The 19,910-nt window shown below is 52.8% G+C and carries 13 protein-coding genes and 1 riboswitch; of the genes, 6 read left to right on the plus strand and 7 right to left on the minus strand.

The window, feature by feature from the left end; translation table 11 throughout:
• The first annotated feature begins 4 nt into the window (after window positions 1-4).
• Window positions 5-1,513 carry a lipopolysaccharide biosynthesis protein gene (locus tag ACS5NO_RS09715; RefSeq protein WP_439414960.1) on the plus strand — a complete coding sequence of 503 codons (1,509 nt, stop codon included), beginning with the start codon at window positions 5-7 and terminating at the stop codon, window positions 1,511-1,513.
• Window positions 1,514-1,797: 284 nt separating this feature from the next.
• On the opposite strand, the gene ACS5NO_RS09720 is transcribed toward ACS5NO_RS09715, so the two are convergent.
• The 3 genes from ACS5NO_RS09720 to ACS5NO_RS09730 form a co-directional block, all read right to left on the minus strand.
• Entirely contained in the window at window positions 1,798-2,136 is a 339-nt protein-coding gene (locus ACS5NO_RS09720; RefSeq protein WP_439414961.1) for an Xre family toxin-antitoxin system antitoxin, read from the minus strand.
• A 78-nt stretch (window positions 2,137-2,214) separates the two neighbouring features.
• Entirely contained in the window at window positions 2,215-3,156 is a 942-nt protein-coding gene (locus ACS5NO_RS09725; RefSeq protein ID WP_439414962.1) for a GNAT family N-acetyltransferase, read from the minus strand.
• Window positions 3,157-3,186: 30 nt separating this feature from the next.
• On the minus strand, window positions 3,187-4,077 hold the full coding sequence (locus ACS5NO_RS09730; protein WP_150876396.1) for a Ppx/GppA phosphatase family protein: 891 nt from the start codon (window positions 4,075-4,077) through the stop codon (window positions 3,187-3,189).
• 196 nt (window positions 4,078-4,273) lie between these two features.
• Between ACS5NO_RS09730 and ACS5NO_RS09735 the strand changes: the two genes are divergently transcribed.
• The 5 genes from ACS5NO_RS09735 (at window position 4,274) to ACS5NO_RS09755 (ending at window position 12,372) form a co-directional block, all read left to right on the plus strand.
• Complete coding sequence (locus tag ACS5NO_RS09735) at window positions 4,274-6,136, plus strand: carbamoyltransferase family protein (protein WP_439414963.1); 1,863 nt, start codon at window positions 4,274-4,276, stop codon at window positions 6,134-6,136.
• Between the two features lie 270 nt (window positions 6,137-6,406).
• Window positions 6,407-6,769: an SxtJ family membrane protein gene (locus tag ACS5NO_RS09740; protein WP_439414964.1), complete on the plus strand. Its 363-nt coding sequence runs from the start codon at window positions 6,407-6,409 to the stop codon at window positions 6,767-6,769.
• Window positions 6,770-6,852: 83 nt separating this feature from the next.
• A riboswitch (SAM riboswitch) is annotated at window positions 6,853-6,960 on the plus strand.
• Between the two features lie 109 nt (window positions 6,961-7,069).
• Entirely contained in the window at window positions 7,070-10,849 is a 3,780-nt protein-coding gene (gene metH / locus ACS5NO_RS09745) for a methionine synthase (protein WP_439414965.1), read from the plus strand.
• A 608-nt stretch (window positions 10,850-11,457) separates the two neighbouring features.
• Window positions 11,458-11,811, plus strand: a complete 354-nt coding sequence (locus tag ACS5NO_RS09750) for a PadR family transcriptional regulator (protein ID WP_114405302.1) — start codon at window positions 11,458-11,460, stop codon at window positions 11,809-11,811.
• 36 nt (window positions 11,812-11,847) lie between these two features.
• Window positions 11,848-12,372, plus strand: coding sequence for a hypothetical protein (locus ACS5NO_RS09755; protein ID WP_114405301.1), 525 nt, complete (start codon window positions 11,848-11,850; stop codon window positions 12,370-12,372).
• A gap of 102 nt (window positions 12,373-12,474) precedes the next feature.
• Here ACS5NO_RS09755 and ACS5NO_RS09760 read toward each other — a convergent pair whose 3' ends face one another.
• From ACS5NO_RS09760 to ACS5NO_RS09775, 4 genes are all read right to left on the minus strand, one after another.
• Window positions 12,475-13,104: a response regulator gene (locus tag ACS5NO_RS09760; RefSeq protein ID WP_439414966.1), complete on the minus strand. Its 630-nt coding sequence runs from the start codon at window positions 13,102-13,104 to the stop codon at window positions 12,475-12,477.
• Window positions 13,105-13,160: 56 nt separating this feature from the next.
• On the minus strand, window positions 13,161-15,083 hold the full coding sequence (locus ACS5NO_RS09765; RefSeq protein ID WP_439414967.1) for a polysaccharide biosynthesis protein: 1,923 nt from the start codon (window positions 15,081-15,083) through the stop codon (window positions 13,161-13,163).
• A 124-nt stretch (window positions 15,084-15,207) separates the two neighbouring features.
• Complete coding sequence (locus ACS5NO_RS09770; RefSeq protein ID WP_439414968.1) at window positions 15,208-16,281, minus strand: hypothetical protein; 1,074 nt, start codon at window positions 16,279-16,281, stop codon at window positions 15,208-15,210.
• A gap of 64 nt (window positions 16,282-16,345) precedes the next feature.
• On the minus strand, window positions 16,346-19,873 hold the full coding sequence (locus ACS5NO_RS09775) for a hypothetical protein (protein ID WP_439414969.1): 3,528 nt from the start codon (window positions 19,871-19,873) through the stop codon (window positions 16,346-16,348).
• Window positions 19,874-19,910: the final 37 nt, after the last annotated feature.

The following is a 19,910-nucleotide window of genomic DNA, read 5'->3' on the forward strand; positions in this document are numbered from 1 at the left end:
ACACATGGGAATTGTCATTCGTCAAAGCCTGAAAGCCAGCATCGGTTCCTACATTGGAGTCGGCATCGGGATTATTAACCAGTTGTACGTTTCGCTGCATTTTCTGTCGACCGACCAACTGGCGATTTCGCGTTTGTTACTGGAAAATAGCCTGCTTTTTGCCGCGTTTGCCCACCTCGGCGCACCGTTTATCACTGACCGGTTTTTTGGCTATTTCCGCGATGACAAAACGCAGAACAACGGCTTTCTGGGTTTCCTGCTGGCTTTTCCCCTGATTGGAATCAGCCTGTTTACGGCGGCTTATTTTCTGTTCGAACAACCCATTCAGGATTATTTTGCCGAAAAATCAGCGGGGCTGATTCCGTATCATGTGCTGGTGGTGCCACTCACGATATTCTGGATTTACATCTCCGTGCTGGAAGCCTACTGCCGCAACAACGCCCGCATTGCCATTCCGACCTTCATTCGGGAAGTGTATCTGAAACTGGCGAATGTGCTGGTGATTCTGCTGTTCGGACTGGGCTGGTATAACTTCGACTGGATGCTCTACCTGATGGTTGCATCGTACGGTCTGGCGGTGGTCATTTTGCTGGTCTATATTTATCAGTTGGGTAAATTTTCGTTGCGGTTCGATGTGACGCGGTTGAAAGACGGCATGTTTCGCCAGATGATTTACTTCGGTCTGTTTGTCGTCATGGGGGGCGTCGGCACGCAAGTGGTGTATTTCATCGACCGCACGATGCTTTCCGGTGGCGAAGGACTGACCAATGCCGCTATTTTTATCATCGCGACCTACATTGCCGGCATTATTGAAATTCCCCGAAAAACCATCACGCAGATTTCGACGCCACTGGTTTCCAATTCCTTACGACAGAACGACATGGCGCACGTTCAGGAGTTGTACCACAAATCGTCGCTGAATCAGTTACTGGCGGGTGGTCTGGTTTTTCTGCTGATCTGGACCAACATCGACGGTATTTTCAGCCTGCTGCCGAAAGCCGACATCTACCGGCAGGGCAAACACGTGGTATTGTTGCTGGCGTCGGCGAAGCTGTTTGAGATGGCTACGGGCGTGAACGGTGAAATCATCAACTACTCCAAATACTACCGCTACGCCACCTTGCTGATGATTGTGATGGCCTGCCTGGCCATTGGCGCCAACGCCTACCTGATTCCGCGCTACGGCATTGACGGAGCGGCTTTTGCCACCACGCTCACCACGCTGGTTTTTGCGCTGAGCAAAGTGGGGTTGGTCTGGGTGTTTTTCCGAATCCTGCCGTTCACGTTTTCGGGTGTCAAAGCCCTTGCGGTTTTGGTGCTTGTCTATGGCGTTTCGCTTCTTCTCCCCGCGTGGAACGGTTCGTTGTGGCTGGTGTTGCTCAGCATTATCGGACGCTCGCTGGTGCTGGTGGGCCTGTTTGCCGGGCTGATTCTGTGGTTCCGGGTGTCGGACGATATGAATGGCTTAATGGGGTCAGTGCTGGGGCGTGTGCGGGGCTTTCGACGGCGGTGATCACAATGATCAGAACATCCACAGATTCTTTAATTAGATACCTCTAAATTGTCTCGACGGTAAACAGGTCGCGTTAGCGACTGGATGTTTGTAGCTCGATAGAATCTGTATCTCCATTTTGGTCGCGTAGCGATCTAACAAACAGGCGAAGGTTGGATCGCTACGCGACCAAATTGTAAGTGGAGACGTTTACTACAAACATTTGATGCCTAACGGCATCTCAGAAAATGATAAAACTACAGGCTTATGGAGTGAATATGGGAAATTATGTTAAGTGATGCACATCATGTAGGTAAACCGTAGTCCAGCCGACCTAAGACATCGTTGACCAACGTAAAACCGCTAATCCTATCCATCAACTGAAGCGGAGTCTGATCGTTTAATTCCCGAATTGGCGTTTTTAGCCAGCTTAAAATGGTGGCGGTGCGCCCTTCAAACGTGTCTAATGCATGTACTAAAACGTTTGTTAGTAGCAAAAGCCGTTCTGATGCTTCAATATTTAAGTTTTGTTCAGAGAGAAGCCGGTGGAGATTGCGGGGTGTCAGACCCAAAACATAAGCCATTTCTTTATCTGTAAGGCCAACTAAAGCAGCGATTTCGTTGACTTGAGTAGGTAGTACCATATTTTATACGTAGAATTTGTGATTAAGTAAGAAGAATTATTTCACTCCCACAAATATTGTCTTACCACAAAGTCTATATCAAAACCGCATCTCAAACACCAGCTTCGCCGACTCCACCGCGCCCAATTGGCTTTTAAACCGGATTAGTCCCTCGTTCCGAATGCCATGGCTGGTCGAAATGCCCAGATCTAGCAACGGAATCTGGTGTTGCTGGCAATAGGTGTAAAGATTTTCGACCAACATCACCGAAGGGCTAAACTGTTGATAATCTTCATGATCGGCGGGCAGGAAGTAATAGAGAATACCGGGCGCAACGCGTATGCCCAGGCAGGCGGCAATGAGTTGGTCGCCATCACACACCGTAAAAACCGGGCAGACTTCCCCGAAATTCGTGAGAAGATTGGCAAGCTCTTTGCTGCTCATTGATAAAGGCAGGTTTTTCCGCAACCGCGCTTTCCGGATGAACGCAAACAAAGTGTCCGCGTCTGGTTTTTCCCAGATTTGAGTCGTAAAACCGGCCTGCTGGCATTTTCGAAGGCGCCGTCGTTCGGCGGCATGCAGGTGTTCAGTAAAGGAACGTGCGCTGACCGGCAGGTGTTGATTCAGTTCTTCATATTTCACCGCAAAACCGGCGTCCAGCAATATCGCACGAAGTTGCTGGGAATGAACCGGCAAATAACAATCCGGGTAGTTGACTATTCGAAGGCCCTGGACTAGTAATTTTTTACTAGTTGTTACTACGGCGTCCACCAGTCGGACTAGTTCTTCGTCCGGCAACTCATCCGAAAACTCAATGGAACCAAACGATGCGGCCGACGGGCTGATGGCCCAGTCGTCGCGGATAAAAACCGCACAACGGGCGTCGGCCCGGCCGGTTTTGGGGTTGAGAAGGGCAAAATAGTGGAGCGGTCGATCCGGCTGGTTGAGCAGGTGACGGGCCTGAAGGAACAGAAAACCGTCCTGGCAGAACGACGGAATCTGTTCCGGAAGCGGGTTTTCTACCTGGAGAAGTTCGTACACAGCCGGTTCACTGCTTGAATGGTTCGGGAACTAAGGCTTTTTTTTCGGCTGCTTTTTGCCCCAGCGTTCATACACCAACTGAAGAATACCGTCTTTCAGGCCCAGGTCAGGCACCACAATGGTATCGGCTCCGGCCCATTTCATGACCGAAATGTAGATGTCTGCCGCCGGAATGATGACGTCGGCCCGGTCGGCATTCAGCCGCAGTTTGTTGATGCGGTCTTCCAGGCTGTAGCCCGAAATGTAATTCCGCATCCGTTCAATTTCCGCCAGGGTGGTCGTGTCATTGACTTTCGCCACGAGGTTGAAAATCTTGTTGATGTTTCCACCCGTCCCCACGGCGACCATATCCTGCGTTTTCAGCACGTTTTCATCCACCCAGTCTTTCATTTTGTTCCAGGCTCCTTTGGTTTCTTTTCCTTCCAGTGAGCGCACGGAGCCGATTTTGAACGACTTCGAATTGACCTTTTTCCGATTCAGATAGAGGTTCAGTTCGGTGCTGCCACCGCCCACATCGATGTGCAGAAACTGCCGTTCGTCGAGGGCCTGCACCACCACGTTGTTGATCAGTTCGGCTTCTTTCTGACCGTCGATGATGTTGATTTCGATGCCGGTCAACTCCTTGATGCGGGTCGCTACTTTGTGGCCGTTGACGGCTTCCCGCATGGCCGAGGTGGCGCAGGCCATGTAGTCTTCCACTTCGTGGAGTTCCATCAACAGCTTATACACCTGCATCAGTTTGTTGGTACGAACTTCGCTTTCGGGCGTAATTTCGCCAAAATTAAACACATCGTGACCTAGCCGAAGCGGAAACCGGACGTATTCAACCTTCTTGAAACTAATCACGTCGTCCACGTGCAGAACCGTTGAAATCTGGAGACGGGCCGCGTTGGAGCCGATATCGATGGCAGCAATTTTCAAAATGAAGTTGGGAAAAGTGGTACTGAAACGCCCAAATATAGTCAATTTACATCCCCAGACGAAATACGGCGGCTTTTCTATAGAACGGTCGGGCGAATCGAGCTACCCGCTAAAATTTGGGGTACTTTTGAATGAACAGGCTTACCTTTAACACCGATTGACCCTTGCCGGTTTTACCGGGGTGCCCGACACAGACATGACGATTCTCGGAATTTCCGCATTTTACCACGATTCTGCTGCGGCTTTGGTCGAAGACGGGCGGATTGTGGCGGCTGCTCAGGAGGAACGGTTTTCGCGCAAAAAACACGATGCCGGTTTTCCGGCCCATGCCATTCGTTTTTGTCTGGAATACGGCGGAACGAGCTTGAATGAGCTGGATGCCATTGTGTTCTACGACAAACCGCTGCTGAAATTTGAGCGGTTGTTGGAAACCTATTACGCCTTTGCCCCGCGTGGTTTGCGGTCGTTCCTGACAGCCATGCCGGTTTGGATGAAGGATAAATTATTCCTGAAACGACTCCTGCGGGACGAGCTGAAAAAACTCGGCTACGATGCCGGAAAACCGGTAAAACTGCTTTTCCCCGAGCATCATTTGTCCCACGCGGCCAGCGCGTTTTATCCTTCCGCGTTTGAAAAAGCCGCCATTCTGACCATCGACGGCGTGGGCGAATGGGCGACGGCTTCCATCGGGTTGGGCGACGGAAAGGCGATGACGGTTTTGAAAGAACTGCATTTTCCGCATTCGCTGGGCTTGTTGTACTCCGCTTTTACGTATTTTCTGGGCTTTCGGGTCAACTCCGGGGAGTATAAATTGATGGGTTTGGCACCGTACGGAAATCCGAATTCGCCAGAGGTGGATCGGTATGTCGAGTTGATCAAAACGAAGCTGGTGGAGATCAACGACGACGGTTCCATCTGGCTCGACCAGAATTACTTCGATTATGCGACCGGTTTGCGGATGGTTCACGAAAAAAAGTGGGAAACGTTGTTCGGTATTCCAAAACGGAATTCGGATGACGAACTGAAACCGGAACATGGTAATCTGGGCCTGGCGATTCAGCGGGTGACGGAGGAGGTGGTCATCAACATGGCGCGTGAGGCCCGGCGATTGACTGATACGGATAATCTGGTGCTGGCGGGTGGCGTTGCCCTCAACTGTGTCGCCAACGGGAAACTGCAAAAATCCGGTATTTTTAAAAATCTGTTTATTCAGCCCGCAGCCGGTGATGCGGGTGGGGCCTTGGGCGCGGCTCTGGCGGCCTACCATATTTATTTCGGTAAAGAGCGAATCATCGATGCCGGGCACGACGCCCTGCAAGGGTCGTTTCTGGGTCCGACGTTTTCGGATCTGGACGTTGAGTTGATGGCAAAAAAGTACAAAGCGGTTTTTACCCGGTACGACGATTTTGAAGCCTTGTGCAAGGAAACCGCCCGATTGCTGGCGAACGAAAATGTGGTGGGCTGGGTGCAGGGGCGGATGGAATTCGGACCACGGGCGTTGGGTGGTCGCAGTATTCTGGGCGATCCGCGGAGTGCCGACATGCAGAAAAAACTGAACCTGACCATCAAATACCGCGAGTCGTTCCGGCCTTTTGCGCCCTCGGTGCTGGCCGAAGATTGTTCCGACTACTTCGATTACGACGGGACTTCGCCCTACATGTTGCTAGTGCATCCGGTTCTGGAAAACCGTCGAAAATCGCTGCCCGCTGATTACGACAGCCTTCCCATGCGGGAAAAATTGTATTTTCAACGCTCGGATTTGCCGGCCATTACGCACATCGACTTCTCCGCCCGGATTCAAACCGTTCACCGGAAAACGAACCCGTACTACTGGCAATTGATCGATGCGTTCAAACGACAGACGGGCTGTGCGGTTTTGGTCAACACGAGTTTCAACGTGCGGGGCGAACCCATCGTCAACTCGCCGGAGGACGCGTATCGCTGTTTTATGCGAACGGAAATGGATTATCTGGTGGTAGGGAATTATGTGTTTGATAAAAAACAGCAACCAGCGTGGCCGGAAAAGGGTGAGTGGAAGGAGGAGTTTGGATTGGATTGATAGTAGAAAGACTACCATTGTCACTCGTGACACGCGAGCGATATACTTTACAAGCTGTTTGAATTAACCGGGGAGAGCCCTGGAAGGGCGGTCTGTCAATAGGCAATAGCATCATTAGCTAGTGGTAGCTCCGGAGGAGCGGTCTAAAAACATCTTCGGGCCGCTCCTCCGGAGCTACCACTAGCTAATGATGCTATTGCCTATTGACAGGACAGGCCTCCGGCCTTAATTTAAAACGACTTCTTAAATTTTTTTAACACCTATCTGTCTATGAGTCAAGTAGACCGCGTCAAGGCCCAGTTGGTGATCGTAACCGGGTTGGTCGTTTTGTACTTTGTTTTTAAGTCCGGTTATTGGCTCTATGCCGCAGCAGCTGTCGGATTGCTCAGCATCTTCATTCCGGCGGCTGGCAACGGCATTGCCTGGCTGTGGTTCAAACTGGCCGAAATCCTGGGGATGATCAACAGCAAAATCATTCTGACGGTATTATTCTGGGCGGTTTTAGTCCCGATCGCGTACCTCTACCGGCTCCGGGCGAAAAACCCGTTGACCATCAAACGAACCCGGCAGGCATCGCTTTACCACGAGCGGAACCACACCTATACCAAAGAAGATCTGGAACATACCTGGTAACGGAATCTTTTGGGAAAACCGCCTGTTTCTCCCCGGAGGGAATCAGTTTGGCGAAGACCGGCTCTTTTTCTATTTTTGTAAACCGCTTATCGAGAAAGACGGAGGGATTGGACCCGATGATGTCTTGGCAACCATTCATACTCCCTGAAAAAGGTGCCAAATTCCGCCCCGGCAACGGGGACAGATAAGTTGAAAGCTTGCACCCTGCTTCCTTTCTTCGATAAGCCGTGTAACCGTATTTGCGCCGTTCTGCTATGGGCGGTGGTTTGCCGGGTAGGTAATCCTAATCAATACAAGAACTTGGAAAAAATAACTGACCTTCTTCAACAGCGTATCCTGATTCTCGATGGAGCCATGGGTACTATGATTCAACGGTATAAACTGGAAGAGGAAGATTATCGCGGGACGCGTTTTGTCGATTGGCCCCACGATTTGAAGGGCAACAACGATTTGCTGTCGCTCACAAGACCGGACATCATCAAGGAAATCCACCGCCAGTATCTCGAAGCCGGATCGGACATCATCGAAACCAATACCTTCAGCGGAACGTGGGTGGCGATGGCCGATTACCATATGGAAGAACTGGTGTATGAACTCAATTACGAGTCGGCGAAAATTGCGAAGGAAGTGGCGGTGGAAGTAACCCGCCAGAATCCCGACAAACCCCGGTTTGTGGCCGGTGCGATGGGACCAACCACGCGGCTGGCCTCCATGTCGCCCGATGTGAACAATCCGGGGTACCGCGCCATTACGTTCGATCAACTGGTCGAAGCATTTTACACCCAGGTTTCCGGATTGGTCGAGGGCGGATCAGATTTGTTGTTGATTGAAACCATCACGGATACGCTCAACGCCAAAGCCGCGTTGTTTGCCGTGGATAAATATTTTGCGGACAAAGGACTGGAACCGTTACCCATTATGGTTTCGGGAACCATTACCGACGCTTCGGGCCGGACGCTGTCGGGCCAGACGACGGAAGCGTTTCTGTATTCGGTGTCGCATCTGCCGTTGCTCAGCATTGGGTTGAACTGCGCGATGGGGGCCGAACTGCTGCGTCCGTATGTGCAGACGCTGGCGAAAGAAGCCCCGTTTTTTACGTCGGCCTACCCGAATGCCGGATTGCCCAACGAAATGGGGGAATACGATCAGTCACCCGACGAAATGGCGGCCCAGATCGAGGGCTTTGTGCAGGACGGTTTTGTCAACATCGTCGGCGGTTGCTGCGGTTCGACGCCGGATCACATTCGGGCCATTGCCCAGGCGATTGCAAAATACCCGCCCCGTCCGAGACCGCAGGCCGAATCGTATCAGAAGCTGAGCGGTCTGGAACCGTTGAAAATCACGGAGTTGACCAACTTTGTCAACGTCGGTGAACGGACGAACGTAACGGGTTCCAAGGCATTTGCGCGTTTGATCAAAGCCGGGGATTACGATGCGGCCTTGTCTGTAGCGCGTCAGCAGGTGGAAAACGGTGCGCAGGTGATCGACGTGAACATGGACGAAGGTATGCTGGATTCGGTGGAGGTCATGACGACCTTCCTGAACCTCATTGCCGCTGAACCCGACATTGCGCGCGTGCCGATCATGATCGACTCCTCGAAGTGGGAAGTGATCGAAGCCGGTTTGAAATGCGTGCAGGGCAAAGCCATCGTGAACTCGATTTCGCTGAAAGAAGGCGAGGAAGCGTTTATCGAACGTGCCAATCTGGTCAAACGCTACGGCGCTGCGGCCGTGGTGATGGCATTCGACGAAACCGGTCAGGCCGATAATTTCGAACGGCGGATTGAAATCTGCGAACGCGCCTACCGGATTCTGGTGGATAAAGTCGGCTTTTCGGCGCAGGACATCATTTTTGACCCGAACATCCTGACCGTTGCCACGGGAATCGAAGAACACAATAATTACGCCGTCGATTTTATCAATGCAACGCGCTGGATCAAGGAAAATCTGCCGTTAGCCAAAGTCAGTGGCGGGGTGTCCAATATTTCGTTCTCCTTCCGGGGCAACGAGGTAGTGCGGGAAGCGATGCACTCGGTTTTTCTGTACTACGCTATCAAAGCCGGGATGGACATGGGAATTGTGAACGCCGGTAATCTGGGCGTTTATGACGACATTCCGAAAGACCTCCTCGAACGCTGCGAAGATGTGCTGCTCAACCGCCGTCCGGATGCGACGGAGCGGCTGGTCGATTTTGCCGAAACCGTTAAGGCCAAAGGAAAAGTCGTTGTTCAGGATGAAAGCTGGCGGCAGGAACCGGTTCAGGAACGCTTGAAACACGCGCTGGTGCGGGGCATTACGGATTACATCGATCAGGACACGGAAGAAGCCCGGCTGCTGTATGAGCGCCCCATCGAAGTGATCGAGGGGCCGTTGATGGATGGCATGAACGTGGTGGGCGACCTGTTTGGCGAAGGTAAGATGTTTCTGCCGCAGGTGGTAAAATCGGCGCGGGTCATGAAAAAAGCCGTTGCCTATCTGTTTCCGTTCATCGAAGCCAGCAAAGCGGTGGGCGCGCGGGCGGCCGGAAAAATTCTGATGGCGACCGTCAAAGGCGACGTTCACGACATTGGAAAAAACATCGTCGGCGTGGTTTTGGGCTGTAATAACTACGAAATCATTGATTTGGGCGTGATGGTGCCGACCCAGAAAATTCTGGAAGAAGCCAAAAAACATAACGTCGATATCATCGGCCTGAGCGGTTTGATTACGCCCTCGCTGGATGAGATGGTGGGCGTGGCGAAAGAAATGGAGCGTCAGGGTTTTACGATGCCGCTGCTGATCGGCGGGGCTACGACCTCGCGGATTCACACCGCCGTCAAAATCGACCCGCATTATTCGGGGCCGGTGGTGCACGTGCTGGATGCCAGCCGGAGCGTGCCGGTGGCCGGACGGCTCATTAGCGAGCAGGAAAGTACGCGTGATCTGGTTTTCCACGAATTCAAAGACGAGTATACCAAACTCCGCGCCGATCACGCCAAGCGGAAGCAGGATAAAAAATCCCTGACGATCGACGTAGCCCGGAAAAACAAAACCGTTATCGACTGGTCGGAATTTGAACCGACCAAACCGCAGTTTCTCGGAAACCGCTATTTCCAGGACTATTCCCTGAAAGAAATTGCGGAGTTCATCGACTGGACGCCGTTTTTCCAGACCTGGGAATTGCACGGAAAATACCCGGCGATTCTGACCGATGAAGTGGTCGGCGTCGAAGCGAAGAAGGTTTTTGAAGATGCCAAGCGGCTTTTGCAGAAAGTGATCGATGAAAAACTGCTGACGGCCAAAGCCGTGGTTGGTTTTTATCCCGCCAACGCCACCGAAGACGATGTGCTGCTCCACGACTTTGAAGAAATCGTCCGCGAGATTCCCTGTGAACGGCACGGTTCGCACGCGCATATTGAATATAAACTCAGCCACATCGCCGAGCGTAGCGAGCACAAATCGGCAGGGGAACTGATCTACGATACCAAAACCGTACTCCACTTCCTGCGTCAGCAGAACCAGAAAGCACCCGGTTTGCCCAACTTCTGCCTGGCGGATTTTGTAGCTCCGATGGAGACGGGCCATACCGATTACATCGGCGGTTTTGCCGTTACAGCGGGGATTGGCATTGAAAAACTGGTGGAAGAATTCGAGCGTGATCACGACGATTACAACAGCATCATGATCAAGGCCATCGCCGATCGGTTAGCCGAAGCTTTCGCTGAATTGATGCACAAACGGGTTCGGACGGAATTCTGGCCGTATGCGACGAATGAAAAATTGTCGAACGAAGATTTAATCAAGGAAGAGTACCAGGGCATTCGGCCGGCACCGGGCTACCCCGCCTGCCCCGACCATACCGAAAAAGCGACGCTGTTTGAACTGCTGGATGCCGGACAGATCGACATCCAACTCACCGAGAGTTTTGCCATGTATCCGGCGTCGTCGGTGAGCGGTTTTTACTTCTCGCACCCGTCGTCGCGGTATTTTGCAGTCGGTAAAATCAACAAGGATCAGGTGCTCGATTATGCGCAGCGGAAGAACATGCCCCTCGATGAAGTCGAACGCTGGCTGTCTCCGGTTCTGTCGTACGACGCGTAAGGAACGCGTCCCCCACGCCCCGTCACCCCGCCCCAACGGGGCATCATCATTAACCCCGGACATTGTCCGGGGTTAATGATCATATCCGCGTCCTCGCAACCCTGAACGGGTTGAATATCGATCTAATTATCCAACCCTTTCAGGGTTATGACCAATTGGCCCTTCCCCGTATTCCCCGGACGATGTCCGGGGCTAATGATGATGCCCCGTTGGGGCGGGATGACGGGCGACCTCCCCGTATTCCCCGGACGATGCCCGGGGCTCATGATGGCGTCCCTTTGGGGCGGGGGTGACGGGCGACCTCCCCGTATTCCCCGGACGACATCCGGGGGTAATGAGGGTGCCCCTTTAGGGCGGGGTGACGGGCGACCTCCCCGTATTCCCCGGACGATGTCCGGGGTTAATGATGGTGCCCCTTTGGGGCGGTATGATGGGCGACCTCCCCGTATTCCCCGGACGACGTCCGGGGGTAATGAGGGTGCCCCTTTAGGGCGGGTTCTGTTGCGTGGAGGATTTGAAAAAAAATCCGGGAAAGATTTTGTTTATATATTGGAATCTTTTATATATTTACTTCATACAAATAAATTAACATTCTATTTCTGCACAGCATGGAACCATCAGGCAATGAATTTTTGCGGGGAACCCTGAAGACAATCGTGTTGAAACTGCTGACCGAACGGGGCCGGATGTACGGATACGAAATCACGCAGTCGGTCAAAGAGCGGACGCAGGGGGAAGTTATTCTGACGTTCGGGGCGTTATACCCGGTTTTGCACAAATTGCAACAGGAAGGATTACTGATTACGGAGTCGGTGGAAGTGGACGGGCGGTTGCGCAAATACTACACACTCACCCCCAGTGGCAACGAAATGGCCCACCAGAAAGTCTCTGATTTCGAGCGATTTGTTGAAGTAATGAAAGCCCTTTTACAACCGGTGCCAGCCTTGTCGCTGGGCCACTAAAATCCGAACCGATCAGCCGCTAAACCCGATAGTCCTATGGAAAAGCTCAACCCGCAACAAGTAGAAATCCTATACCGCCATCTGGTCTGGAACGGCACCGACGAAGCGCTGTTTGAAGAACTCCTCGATCACCTGGCTTGTGAGGTCGAGCATTACATGTGGATTGGTCTGCCGTTTGAAACCGCCCTGGAAAAAGTGCAGCTCGAAGCAAACGCCAAAGCTGTAAAACATTTGCGCAAAACCTACCAGATCGAGCTGACCATGAACGAGGAACAGCTTCGGAAAGCGGATCTGGACGATATTGTGTTTCAGTTTCGCAACAAAGCATACGGCGCGTATGATTTGCGGCAGGAATACCGGAATTCCCTGCGTACGGCCCTGCTGATGACCGTCGGAATGGTCCTGATGATGATGGCTCTACTAACCACCGTCAGTACCGGAAAATGGGCGTATCTGAGCGTTTGGGGGCTGGTCTGGACCGTTGGGCTGCTCAGTTTCTCGTATGCCGTCGGCACCTGTATTCGCCAGCGAATTCAGCAGCGATACCGGATCGTCCGATAAACGATTGCCTGGAGCGATGGTTGAAGAAATTGGAAGTGGCCGGGAAACGAGAACGTTTCACACGGTGTCCACTCCCAATCGGCTATTTATTCAACGCTAGGATTAAATCAGTCGGTAATGCGCTGCCAGGTCCTTCATAACCAGGATGTTGTCGACCTTGAGCTTGTCGAAAATCCGGGCTTTGTGCGTGCCGACGGTCGACGTGTGAATGTTGAGTGTATCGGCAATGTGGCTGACGGATTTGCCCCTCACCAGGTGAAAAGCGATTTCCAGTTCCCGGTTCGACAACGCATCGAACGGGTCCAGTTCTTTTCTGAAGTGGTTATCATCCTGCATTTTTTCCAATAAGTCGGGACATACACACGGTTTTCCGCACAGGATGGCGTGAACGGCTTTCCGGATTTCCGGGTCCTCGGCCTGCTTGCTGATGTATCCCTTAACGCCTAGTTGCAGATACCGCTTGGCGAACGCGTATTCGGTCATGATGGTGAAGATCATAATCGGCAAGTCCGGTGCCATCGCCCGAATATTCTGGAGTAAACTAAAGGTGTCCGTGTTGGGCATGTTGATGTCCATAATCACCAGATGGTAGGTGGTATCCATAATCTTGCCGAAAGCCGAACTGCCGTTTTTGGCTTCGTCAATCTGGATGGCGCCATACTGTTCTTTCAACAACAAACGGATGCCTGAACGGACAATGGAGTGGTCGTCTACTAATAAGATCCTGTACATAACTTTCCTGGTTTTAGCGTTAAATAGTATTTCATCACTACACTTTGGCCCGGTTTTCAGTAATCCAGGGCCGTAAAAACGGAATTGTTACTGATGTATTCGGGAATCAGACGTTTCAGGGTTCCCACCAATTGGTGATCACTGCCGTTAAGCATCAGATGCCGCAATTGGTCGAGCGTCGCTTTCATTTCGTCCGCGTCGGGAATGACCACCTGCGCAATCATAATTTTGGGGTGGTGAGTCGGCAGCGTGCTTTCGTTGTCATTGAGGAGTTCTTCAAACAGCTTTTCGCCCGGTCGCAAACCCGTGAAAACAATTTTGATGTCTTTGTCTACGGCATAACCGGACAGGTGAATCATCTTGCGGGCCAGTTCCACGATCTTCACCGGATCGCCCATGTCGAACACGAACACTTCTCCGCCTTTGCCCATGCCACCCGCTTCGAGCACCAACTGGCAGGCTTCCGGAATGGTCATGAAATACCGGATGATGTCGGGGTGGGTAACCGTTACGGGGCCGCCCGACTGGATTTGCTGTTGAAAAACCGTCACCACCGAACCGTTGGAGCCCAGCACGTTACCAAACCGGGTGGCAATAAACCGGGTGCGACGCAGGGCTTTGTCGGGATGGTTCAGGCTCTGGACATACATTTCGGCCAGCCGTTTGGTGGCTCCCATGACATTGGTGGGGTTGACGGCTTTGTCGGTCGAAATCATGACGAACGTGCGGACGCCGAATTTCAGCGACAGATCCGCGACAATCTGCGTACCCAGCACGTTCACCCGCACGGCTTCGTAAGGGTGTTCTTCCATGAGCGGAACGTGTTTGTAAGCCGCAGCATGAAAGACAATCGTCGGGCGGGTTTCCCGGAAAATATGGCGCATCCGAAACTCGTCGGAGATGTCCGCAATTTTCACGATCACATTGACCTCGCTCGCCATCGCCTGGTATTCCCGGCGAAGCTTGAATTCCAGATCGAAGAGGGCTGATTCGGCCTGATCGACCAGCACAACCGTGTGTGGACGGTGGCGCAACACCTGCCGGATGAGTTCGGCACCAATTGAACCGGCGGCCCCCGTCACCATTACGACCTGATCGCTGAGTTGTTCGCGGATGGCCTTGTTTTCCAGTTGGATGGGTGAGCGACCGAGGAGATCCTCGATTCGGATGTCGCGGATCTGGAACGCGTTTAGCCGGCCGTCTATCCATTGTTCAACCGTGGGAATGGTTTTGACCGAGACGTGGTATTGCAGGAAAAAATCGGTGATTTCTGCTTTTTTCTTCGGACTGATGGCCCCCATCGCCAGCAGAATCTGGGGCGGAATCGTTTGTTTCCGAATATAGCGTTTGTAAGCTTCCTGCCTCGAAACGACCGGCAAACCCTGAATGACTTTGTTGATTTTGTACGGATTATCGTCGATGAAAGCCAGAACCGTATACCGTTGCGTGGGGTCCTGCGCCAGCGCGTTGCGGGTGAGCAAACCGGTTTTTCCGGCTCCGTAGATCAAAATCGGCTGGGGTGGCGTGCCCCGCGTAATCGATCGCAAATGCCAGTAAAACGCTTTGACCAGAAACCGGCTCAGCGACAAGGCTACGAGGCAGCAACAATAATCGATCATCAGAATCGATACCGGTACGTAATATACGAGGTAACCCGCTTGCCAGCCGAAATAGGTTCCGAAGGCCGTAAGCGTGCTCCCGGCGGTAACCGCATACAGCAGCAGCAGAATGTCTTCCAGGCTGGTGTGGCGGATAATGCCCTGGTGGGAGCGAAACAGCACGAAAAACAGAGACCGGATTCCGACCGTGAGACCCAGACAAAACAGGAAGTAATCCGCATAAATGGCCGTTACTTCGAAATTAAACCGCAACAAAAAGGCGATCGCGAACGAACCGATGGAGAGACAAACATCGGCCAGCAGCACGAAATAGCTGGAGACAATGCGGTTTGAATGGATTTTTAAATAGTGCTCTATCATCACTTTATAATCTAGGATGAGGGATTATCGACTCAGATGATTGGCAATACAGAGCCAGGTACCGCGGTTTTCAAGACGGCGGTAACGAATAAGTCCGTGTTTTCAGATCAGTTTGTTCAGCCGGTTACTGAACCGCCACTTTGACGAATTTCGGCTGCACCAGCGACGGGTTTTGCAGCGAGATCACGTACAGACCACTGTGCAGTGACACGCCCTGAAATTGTACGGTATTCCGCCCTTTTTCCAGCAAAATCGATTGTTTGCCGACGGTTCGGCCCATGTTGTCAACCAGAACCAGCTTCGCTTCCCGGGAGAGATTTTCGTCGCCATAATCGACATACACTTTGATGGTGCCGTTGGTAACCGGGTTGGTCGACAGTTTCAGTTCGATGCCCACGTAGCCCTCAAACGTCAGGGAGCGCAGGAAGCTGAATTCGTATTTCCCGTCTGTATCCACCTGCCGCAAGCGGTAATAGTGAACCACTGCCGGATCGGGATATTCCTGCGTAAAGCGGTAATGCTGGGTTTGATACGTCGTTCCGTGGCCGTTTACCTTCCCCAGTACCTCAAAATCGCGGGCATTGGTCGAATGCTGCACTTCGAAAAACGCGTTGTTTTTCTCGGATGACGTAGTCCATTCCAGAACCGCGTGTTGGTTGACGGCTTTCACGTTGAAAGATGACAGGGTGACGGGCAGGGCCGAGGTGCCAACGGACGTTTCCCGGTTGCTGGTGTTGTTGGCCGTGATGTTTTCTGACAGATCGGTCGGTTCCACCAGCGAAGCCGTGGAGGTAATGGTCGTTGTGCCAACGGTTTGTACCGCTAGAACGTTGATCTCCAAAACAATAGGCGAACCCGCTTCCGTAATGGGAATGTTGTTGATCAAATATACGCTGGTCGTGCTGGTGTTACCGGGAACCACTTCAAAACCGGGGATGGACGAAGCCGACACGTAGTTGACATACTGATTGAGCGTTATAACAACCGACATTTGCCCCGCCGGGATCGGAGCGGGGTTGTTGTTGCCCACCGTCACCCGCACCACCCCGGGATGGTTGGGACCGGCAAAGGTTGACGTATTGTCATCGGAGATAACATCCGTTGGGGTTGCATAAACGTCAACCACCTGGGCCTGGCTCTGGTGCGAAAGCTGGATAAGGGCCAGGAAGATGAACGCGATAAGTAGTTGCTTTTTCATGGAATTTTTGTTGGTTTCGTGGAAGAGATGAAAGTCTGGGGGTCAGCCCCCAGACTTGTTGAATTTAGAAGGTAATGTTGACGGCTGTAACCGCGGTATTGTTTTCGTTATTGACCTCACCGCCCGACCCGCTCTGGATGCGGGTATTGATCAGGCTGGCTCCCGAGTTGGCTCCTGCGGTCAGGGTGAGCGTCAGCCCGATGCTTTTCGCATTGGCCGCTAACCCTGCGATGGTAACACCCGGTTTTGATACCAGCCTGAAGAAGCTTCCCGAATCGGTGAGCGTCCATTCATCACCGGCAGAGCCTGAGAAGGCAACCGTCATATACTGGGTTGGTTTGGTCACCGTCACCGTAATCGTTCCGTTGGAAACCGAGTTGGCCGGAATGTTCCGTATCGTGATGGTCAGACTGCGCGACTGGCCAACGGCCGTGAAGCCGGCATTCGGCATCAAATTCGTCGGGGTCAAATCCACGTTCGGGTCCGTATAATCCGGGTTGTTGTCCGTATCTCCATCGGGCAATGTGGGGCTGCTGGCATCGCCGTACGCATTCTGCGCCCCATCGACCGACTGCGGAATACCGTCGTTATCCGGTTCATCGGCATTATCGATAATCCCATCGCCGTTGGTATCTATCGTGGCCGGGTTCGGAATACCGCTTTCGTAGAGATCCTTAATGCCGTCATTATCACTGTCCAGATCCAGGTAGTTGGGGGTGCCGTCATTGTCCGCATCGGGCGGAGTCAGACCGTTGCCTGCCGAAGCCGGAATGCCCGTTGAACCCGGTGCGCCGTCGGCAATGCCGTTGTTGTCGGCATCGGTGCCACCGCTTTCGATCACATCGTTGATGCCGTCGTTGTCCGAATCCAGGTCGATGTAATTCGGTTTGCCATCGCTGGTGCCGCCCGAGTTGGTGTCGCTGTTGGTGGGGTTTGTCCCATCTGCCCCACGTTCCACCGAATCCAGAATGCCGTCGTTATCACTGTCCAGATCGCGGTAGTTGGGATTGGCATCGCCGTCCGTGTTTGGCAGGGTCGGACTGTTGGCATCGCCGTAGCTACCGGTTGCCCCATCAACCGACGTTGGAACACCGTCGTTATCCGTTTCGGAGGCATTGTCGATAATACCGTCTTTGTTGGTATCGAGCGTACCCGGACTCGGAATGCCGCTTTCGTAGAGATCCGGTATTCCATCCCCATCGCTGTCAACGTCCTGGAAGTCTGGTTTGGCGTCGCCATCAGTATTGGGCGGAGTCAGACCGCTGCCTGCCGAAGCCGGAATGCCCGTTGCGCCCGGCGTGCCGTCGGCAATGCCATTGTTGTCGGCATCGGTGCCATTGCCTTCCACCACGTCGTTGATGCCGTCGTTATCAGCATCCAGGTCGATGTAATCCGGTCGTCCGTCGGGGTTGCTGCCAGTATTGGTATCGCTGTTGGCCGGGTTGTTGCCGTCGGAGCCTTTCTCAACGGTATCCAGAATGCCGTCGTTGTCACTGTCCAGATCGAGGTAATCGGGCAGGGCATCGCCGTCCGTGTTACGGGGCGTATCGCCGTTGGGACCCGCTTCCACCGAGTCGGGAATGCCGTCGTTGTCGCTGTCGGGATCGCGGTAGTCGGAAACGTCCGTACCGTCCGTATTGGAGGGATTGTTGCCATCCGGACCTTTTTCAACGGAATCCGGGATGCCGTCGTTATCGCTGTCCAGATCCCGGAGGTCTGGATTACTGTCACCATCCGTATCCCGGTTCGGATCGCCTGCCGGATTTTCCACCGTGTCGGGAATGCCGTCGTTGTCATCATCCGGATCGCAGGTGTCGGGAATGCCGTCGCCGTCGAAATCGAGGAGATCATTGCCGGTTCCGGTGCCGCAGACATCTTGACAATCGGGAACGCCATCCCCATCGGCATCTTCGATGACAAAAGCATCGTAAATTAAATAATCACCTGCCAGATCGGCACTGAGCAAACCTTCATTGACAATCAGCTGAATCCGGTCAAATGCTGCGTCCGGATAAAAGCCTACTACTGATCGGGTGGTTGTACCGGAAATAACCGACGCCCCCAGCAAACTAGCGGAAGTAGACTCATCCACCAACGTCGTTCCATTATAGACTTTTATGGTGATAGCGTCCAGGAGCCCTAAAGCAATGAGCGAGCCGGTTTTGGAAATATGAAACCCGGCAAACGTCGTGTTGGCGGTAAAGTCTGTTCCATCATTTTCAATGGTAAACTGCAGACCGGCCCCTAATACACCCACGACGGATGTATACGTAGCAAAGTCGTCGGTTGGCGTTGATGTAACCGCATTTCCACTATTCGTGAGCGCGTGTAAACCAAGCCCGTGTACACCCGTCCAGGGTAACCCAAGTGATTGAGAGCCGGTAACAATGGCCCCATTGTATTTGCCCGTACCGGCGTTGTTCAGAAGCGTTTCACAATTCGTGCAGGTTGTGGCCTCCACAAAAGCCCCGTAGAGCCGGATTGCACCGACGTTGGCCGTCACCAGCGAGTTGATGCGGATACGAACCTCGTTAAAATCCTTCGTCGTTGTGAAGCCCAGCTTTTGTTTCGGAATCGTGTTACTACCCGCTAGCAACGATAAGCCCACCACATTCGTAGGGTCGCCGGGTGATTTAGCCTCCTGGAGGGTTCCAAACAAGTAGGTTTCAATCGTAATGGTGCTCAGGGCATTCAACGCCAGCAAAGCATTGACCTGGTTTTTAGCAATGACGAAACCAGCCCGATCACCGGCCTTGTATTTCTTTTTCGTGTCGATAACGCTGACCGAAATTTCGGATGCAACACCAGCCGTAGGAGTCAAGACGGCATAATTGGCATTGTTTCCATCGATCAGATTGGCCCGGTCGGTCAGCGAACAGGCGGCACAGGTGACCGAACCGTAGTAGGTAGCATCCGTGCCTAAACCACTGATGTAATCATTGCAAGCAGTTGCAGCGACCGGCGTTGAGCAACTGGTCGGGAAGGCTACTGCGGCAAAAATGCGAAGATTGCTGAACACTTCGGCACTCAACAGACTGGTATTCAAACGAACTTCGTCAAATTCCTGGTTCGTCGTGAACGTTGCATACATTTTCTCCACACTGCCCAGCGCGGAGCCCGACACCAGCGAACTGATGGGTTGTGCCGCCGAAACGGGATTACCGTTCAGGTAGGTTCGGATGGTCACGCTGCTCAGAACCGACACATCGACCAGCGCACTGCGCGATAGAATAAAACCGACCACATTTTCGCCGGTATAGGTACCACTGGTTCTCTTCACCGAAATCCCCTGCGCAATCTGAGCCGCAATGGTCGTATTGATATTGGCAAAGGTTTCGAGGCTGTTATCGGTTATTTTTTGCAATTCGTTATAGGTGCCCGTTCCCAGGCAAAGCGGGCCTGCGCAAACCGTTGCACTGATCACCCCGCCCACCTGCACCGTCGTTCCGGAAATGGGGGCATAGCACGATTGCGCATACGCGGGAGGTATACTGACCAGCATACCCATTACGGCCAGCAAACTCATCAGACGGTACCGCTGTCGGGATAGCCGGTTTTTAATTCGCCCAGTTAAGCAGTAATGTGGAGTCATAGCGAATTGTTTTTAAATGGATGGATTTTTAAATAAA

It is taken from the genome of Larkinella fluvii (assembly GCF_051857545.1).
GTDB lineage: Bacteria > Bacteroidota > Bacteroidia > Cytophagales > Spirosomataceae > Larkinella.

Excerpts from the sequence above, each read along its gene's own strand:
- ACS5NO_RS09720 (WP_439414961.1), bottom strand. The coding sequence starts at position 2,136 with ATGGTACTACCTACTCAAGTCAACGAAATCGCTGCTTTAGTTGGCCTT.
- ACS5NO_RS09750 (WP_114405302.1), top strand. The coding sequence starts at position 11,458 with ATGGAACCATCAGGCAATGAATTTTTGCGGGGAACCCTGAAGACAATC.
- ACS5NO_RS09775 (WP_439414969.1), bottom strand. The coding sequence starts at position 19,873 with ATGACTCCACATTACTGCTTAACTGGGCGAATTAAAAACCGGCTATCC.
- ACS5NO_RS09765 (WP_439414967.1), bottom strand. The coding sequence starts at position 15,083 with ATGATAGAGCACTATTTAAAAATCCATTCAAACCGCATTGTCTCCAGC.
- ACS5NO_RS09735 (WP_439414963.1), top strand. The coding sequence starts at position 4,274 with ATGACGATTCTCGGAATTTCCGCATTTTACCACGATTCTGCTGCGGCT.
- ACS5NO_RS09740 (WP_439414964.1), top strand. The coding sequence starts at position 6,407 with ATGAGTCAAGTAGACCGCGTCAAGGCCCAGTTGGTGATCGTAACCGGG.
- ACS5NO_RS09715 (WP_439414960.1), top strand. The coding sequence starts at position 5 with ATGGGAATTGTCATTCGTCAAAGCCTGAAAGCCAGCATCGGTTCCTAC.
- ACS5NO_RS09755 (WP_114405301.1), top strand. The coding sequence starts at position 11,848 with ATGGAAAAGCTCAACCCGCAACAAGTAGAAATCCTATACCGCCATCTG.
- ACS5NO_RS09760 (WP_439414966.1), bottom strand. The coding sequence starts at position 13,104 with ATGTACAGGATCTTATTAGTAGACGACCACTCCATTGTCCGTTCAGGC.
- ACS5NO_RS09770 (WP_439414968.1), bottom strand. The coding sequence starts at position 16,281 with ATGAAAAAGCAACTACTTATCGCGTTCATCTTCCTGGCCCTTATCCAG.